Below are 4896 nucleotides of genomic sequence, written 5' to 3' on the forward strand. Positions count from 1 at the left end.
CGAGGACGGGGTGCCGCGGCCCGGGGACGCGCTGCCGGCCGGGGTGCCCGCCGCGCACGGCGCGGCCGTGGCGCGGGTGAGGCGGGGCTCGCCGGTGCGCCCGGACGCGTAGACCACCGTGCGGGACCGCGGGGTGACGGCGACCCACCGGACGTCGAGGTCCTCCAGCCGCGGGGGCAGCGCGTCGCGCGCGGCGATCGGGAGGCCGTCGGTCGGGCCGCGTCCGGTGATCGCGTTGAACCAGCGGACGGCGACGCGGCCGCGGTCGGCGTCCGATAGGGGCTGCCCGGCGACGGCGGTGAGCGCCGGCTGGACGCGGTCGGCGATGAGCGGGACGCCCGCACCGCCGGCAGAAGTGACGGTCAGCGTCGGGACGTCCGGCAGCGAGGCGCCGGCGTCCGTCGGGTCGAACTGCAGCAGCCCCCGGATCGTCATCGGCCGGGTCTGCGTCGCGGCGACGAGGCCGCCCGCGAAGGCGGCCGAGGCGTCCTGGGTGACGAGGAACGCCTGGCGCGCGTCGATGCGCCCGGCGACCTGCCCGAGGCCGGGATCGTCGGCCGCGATGGCCGCGCGCGTCCGGTCGAGGGCGGAGGCGTAGGCGGCCGGGTCGTCGGGGGCGTCGGGGGCGACCACGGCGTAGCCGGCCATCGCGAGCGCGCGGGGCACCTCGTCGTCGGCCGGGCCGGCCCACACGAGGAGTTGGGCGTCGGCGTCCGACGGCAGGATGAGCCGGCCGCGTACGCCGCTGGCCAGGGCGAACGTCCGGACGGACGCCGACGGCGGCGGCGTCTGCACGGCGTCCGCGGCCTCGGGGGTCTGCTCGGCGCTCGGTGACGCGGACGCCGACCGCTTGACCCCGGCGAACGGCGACGGCCGCCTGGGTTCGACGCGCAGGGTGTCCGGCAGCGGGCCGAGGTGCCCGCAGCCGGCCAGCAGCGCGCCCAGCGCGAGGGTCGCGCCGAGGGCACGCAGGCGTCCGGGTCGTCGGGTCACGCGGTTATTCTCCGGGCGGGGAGGCCCCGGGACGGGGCTCTTCGGCGGCATGTCGCCGGCAATGCAATGATGGCGAGGTGCGAGCGCTGGCAAAGATGCAGAAGGGCCCGGGGCTGGAGTTGGTCGAGCGTCCGGAGCCGGAGTGCGGCCCGACCGACGTGAAGGTGCGCGTGCTGCGCACCGGGCTCTGCGGCACCGACCTGCATCTGGCCGAGTGGGACGACTGGGCGGCGTCCATGATGAGCCTGCCGCAGACGATCGGCCACGAGTTCTACGGCGAGGTCGTCGAGACCGGGGCCGACGTCGTGACGATCGCCCCCGGCGACCGGGTCTCCGGAGAGGGGCACATCGTCTGCGGCTACTGCCGTAACTGCAAGGCCGGACGCCGCCACCAGTGCATCAACACGGTCGGGCTGGGCGTGAACCGGGACGGCTGCTTCGCCGACTATGTGGTGCTCCCCGCGATCAACGCGTGGAAGCACCCGAGCGACCCGGACGCCCGCGACTACGTCGATCCCGATCTCGGGGCGATCTTCGACCCGCTCGGCAACGCGACCCACACGGCGCTGCAGTGGCCGCTGGTCGGCGAGGACGTCCTCATCACCGGCGCCGGGCCGATCGGCTGCATCGCCGCCGCGATCGCGCGGCATGCCGGCGCGAAGCACGTCGTCGTCAGCGACCTGAGCGACTACCGGCTGGCGCTGGCGAAGAACGCGGGCGCGGACCTGGTGGTGAACGTGGGGACGACGCGGCTGCGCGACGTGCAGGCGGAGCTGGGCATGAAGGAAGGCTTCGACGTGGCCCTGGAGATGTCGGGGTCGCCGGCCGCGGTGGAGGAATTGCTCGCGAACATGAACCACGGCGGCAAGGTCGCGATGCTCGGCCTGCCGAAGAGCGCGTACCCGATCGACTGGGGACGCGTCATCACGCACATGATCACGCTCAAGGGCATCTACGGCCGGGAGATGTTCGAGACGTGGTACCTCATGAGTTCGATGCTGGCGTCGTCGCCGACGCTGGCGGACGGCGTCCGGTCGGTCATCACGCACCGCTACGACGCCGAGCAGTGGCAAGACGCGTTCGCCGCGGCCCGCGAGGGCCGCTGCGGCAAGGTCATCATGGAATGGGGCTGAGATGTTCGACCAGGTCAGGGGCCAGTTGGCCGAGGAGTTGCGCGCGATCGAGGACGCCGGGCTCACCAAGCGCGAACGCGAGCTCGCGGGGCCGCAGGGGGGCCGGATCCGCGTGGCGGCGTCCGGTGCAGAGGAGGATTCGCTCAACTTCTGCGCCAACAACTATCTGGGGCTCGCCGACGAGCCGTCGGTGGTCGCGGCGGCGAAGGCCGCGCTCGACGAGTGGGGCTTCGGGATGGCGTCCGTGCGGTTCATCTGCGGGACGCAGGTGCAGCACAAGGCGCTGGAGGCCGAAATCGCGGCCTTCCTCCGGACGGACGACGCGATCCTGTACTCGAGCTGCTTCGACGCCAACGGCGGCGTCTTCGAGGTGCTGTTCGGGGAGCAGGACGCGATCATCTCCGACGAGCTGAACCACGCGTCCATCATCGACGGGGTCCGGCTGAGCAAGGCGTCCCGCTACCGGTATCGCAACGGCGACACCGACGACCTGGAGACCCAGTTGCGGGCGGCGTCCGGGGCGCGGCGGCGGGTGATCGTGACCGACGGCGTCTTCTCGATGGACGGCCTGTACGCGCCGCTGCCGCGGATCTGCGAGCTGGCCGAGCAGTACGATGCGCTCGTATTCGTGGACGACTCGCACGCCGTCGGGTTCGTCGGCGAAGGCGGCCGCGGGACGCCCGAGCTGTTCGGCGTCGAGGATCGCGTCGACATCGTCACGGGGACGCTCGGCAAGGCGCTCGGCGGTGCGTCCGGGGGATATGTCGCCGCGCACGGCGAGATCGTCGAGCTGCTGCGGCAGCGGTCGCGGCCCTATCTGTTCAGCAACGCGGTCGCCCCGGCGGTCGTCGCCGGGTCACGGGCGGCGCTGGCGCTGGTGGAGGCGTTCGGGGAGAAGCGGGAACGGCTGCGCGCGAACACGCGGCTCTTCCGCGACCTCATGGACGCCGCCGGCTTCGCCCTGGGCCCGGCGACGCCGGGCGTCGAGCCGCACCCGATCGTGCCGGTGATGTTCCCCGGCGAGGACGGCGCGCGGGCGGCGTCCGGGATCGCGGAACGGATGCTTGCCGACGGGGTGTATGTGATCCCGTTCAGCTTCCCCGTGGTGCCGCGCGGCAAGGCGCGGATCCGGGTGCAGTTGTCGGCGGCGCACTCCGAGGCGGACGTCCGGAGGTGCGTGGACGCCTTCATCGCCGCCCGGGAGGCGGTGGGCTGAGGGCGCCGCTCGTCCCGGGGGGCGAAACGCCTGCAGCGTTTCGGAAACGCCTGCAGTAAACCGCGAAACGCCTGCAGCGTTTCGAGAACGCCTGCAGCAAACCGCGGAACGCCTGCAGCGTTTTCACAACGCTTGCCTTCGGCGAGAACGCTGCCTTACGTAAGGCAGCGTTCCGGCTTAAGCCCGGCGTTTCGAGAACGCCTGCAGCGTTTCGCAAACGCCTGCAGCGTTTCGGTCTGCCGGGGCGGCGTCCGGTGAGGTTATCCACAGGGGAGAACTCCCCTCGGACATTGCGCCTGTGGATATCTCTCGAAATCAAGACAGAATCGCCTCGGCCTGCTGCGCTAGGGGCATGACCGAACTGAAACGCACGCGCGACCTGATGGCCGCCGGGATGAGCCGCTTCGAGATCGCCCAGGCCGCGCGCGAAGGGACGCTGCAGCGCGTCCGGCGAGGGGTGTACGCGAGCCCCTCCGAGAGGACGGCCGAGGCCGATCATCTCCTGAGGGTGCAGGCGACGATGCCGTTGCTGCATCCCGAGTCCGTGCTGAGCCATGTGTCGGCGGCGGTGGTCCACGGGCTGCCCGTGCCCTGGGGCGAACTCGGCACGGTCCATGTCACGCGTCCGGGCAACGCTCATGGACGCCGCGACAGCGGGCTGTTCTTTCACGCCGGCGACCTGGACGGCGACGAGTGGGTGGAGGTCGGGGACCTGCGCGTCACCGGCCTCGCCCGCACCGTCGCGGACCTCGCCCGAACAATGCCGTACGAGTGGGGCGTCATCGTGGCCGACAACGCACTCCATCGAGGGGTGCTCCAGCGGGATGCGCTGCTCGAGCAAATTCGACGTCGCCCCCGCCTGCGTGGCCGGAGTCGGGCCCGTGGCGTTGCCCTGTTCGCCGATGAGTTGAGTGAATCCCCTTGTGAATCGCTCAGCCGGGTGCAGTTCGATCGGCTGGGGATTCCGAAACCGGTGTTGCAGTTCGAGATCCGGCATGGCGATCGGCTTATCGCCCGCACCGACTTCGCGTGGCCGGATCTCGGCGTGGTGGGAGAGGCGGACGGCAAAGCCAAGTACGGAGAACTGCTGAAACCGGGGCAGACGGCCGCCGACGCCGTCATGGCCGAGAAGCAACGCGAGGAGAACATCCGCGCGCAGGGCTACCGAACCGTGCGCTGGGGATGGGAGGAGGCGTCTCATCCCGACCAACTCGAGCGTCGTGTGCGATCCGCGTTGCGTCCCACCGTGCGGCGGTCGGCGTAGGTGGCGGGGTCGCGGGGCTGAAAAACGCCTCCAGTAAACCGCGAAACGCCTCCAGTAAACCGCGAAACGCCTGCAGTAAGCCGCGAAACGCCTGCAGCGTTTCCACAACGCTTGCCTTAATCGAGAACGCTGCCTTACGTAAGGCAGCGTTCTGGCTTAAGCCCGGCGTTTTGAGAACGCCTGCAGCGTTGGCGAAAGACCTGCAGCGTTTTCGGGGCGAGGGGCGAGGGGCGAGGGGCGAGGGGCGAGGGGCGAGGGGCGAGGGGCGAGGGGCGAGGGGCGAGGGGCGA

4 protein-coding genes are annotated in these 4896 nt (G+C 71.3%); 3 read left to right on the plus strand and 1 reads right to left on the minus strand.

Translation table 11 applies throughout. The features are described from left to right. The coding region (locus tag WMJ97_RS14405; protein WP_347349701.1) for a hypothetical protein at positions 1-993 on the minus strand (993 nt) is incomplete at its 3' end. Between the two features lie 77 nt (positions 994-1070). Between WMJ97_RS14405 and tdh the strand changes: the two genes are divergently transcribed. The 3 genes from tdh to WMJ97_RS14420 all read left to right on the plus strand — a co-directional run bounded on the left by tdh (position 1071) and on the right by WMJ97_RS14420 (position 4606). After that, positions 1071-2126 (plus strand): L-threonine 3-dehydrogenase, encoded by a 1056-nt coding sequence (tdh, locus tag WMJ97_RS14410; protein ID WP_347349702.1) that lies wholly within the window; start codon positions 1071-1073, stop codon positions 2124-2126. Position 2127: 1 nt separating this feature from the next. Continuing rightward, positions 2128-3342 carry a glycine C-acetyltransferase gene (locus WMJ97_RS14415; RefSeq protein ID WP_347349703.1) on the plus strand — a complete coding sequence of 405 codons (1215 nt, stop codon included), beginning with the start codon at positions 2128-2130 and terminating at the stop codon, positions 3340-3342. Positions 3343-3694: 352 nt separating this feature from the next. After that, the gene (locus WMJ97_RS14420) at positions 3695-4606 is read left to right on the plus strand and encodes a type IV toxin-antitoxin system AbiEi family antitoxin domain-containing protein (RefSeq protein ID WP_347349704.1); all 912 of its coding nucleotides are present in this window, start codon (positions 3695-3697) and stop codon (positions 4604-4606) included. The last annotated feature ends 290 nt before the right edge of the window (positions 4607-4896 follow it).

The sequence above is a fragment of the Nigerium sp. genome (genome assembly GCF_039811905.1).
Classification (GTDB): Bacteria; Actinomycetota; Actinomycetes; order Propionibacteriales; family Propionibacteriaceae; genus Propioniciclava.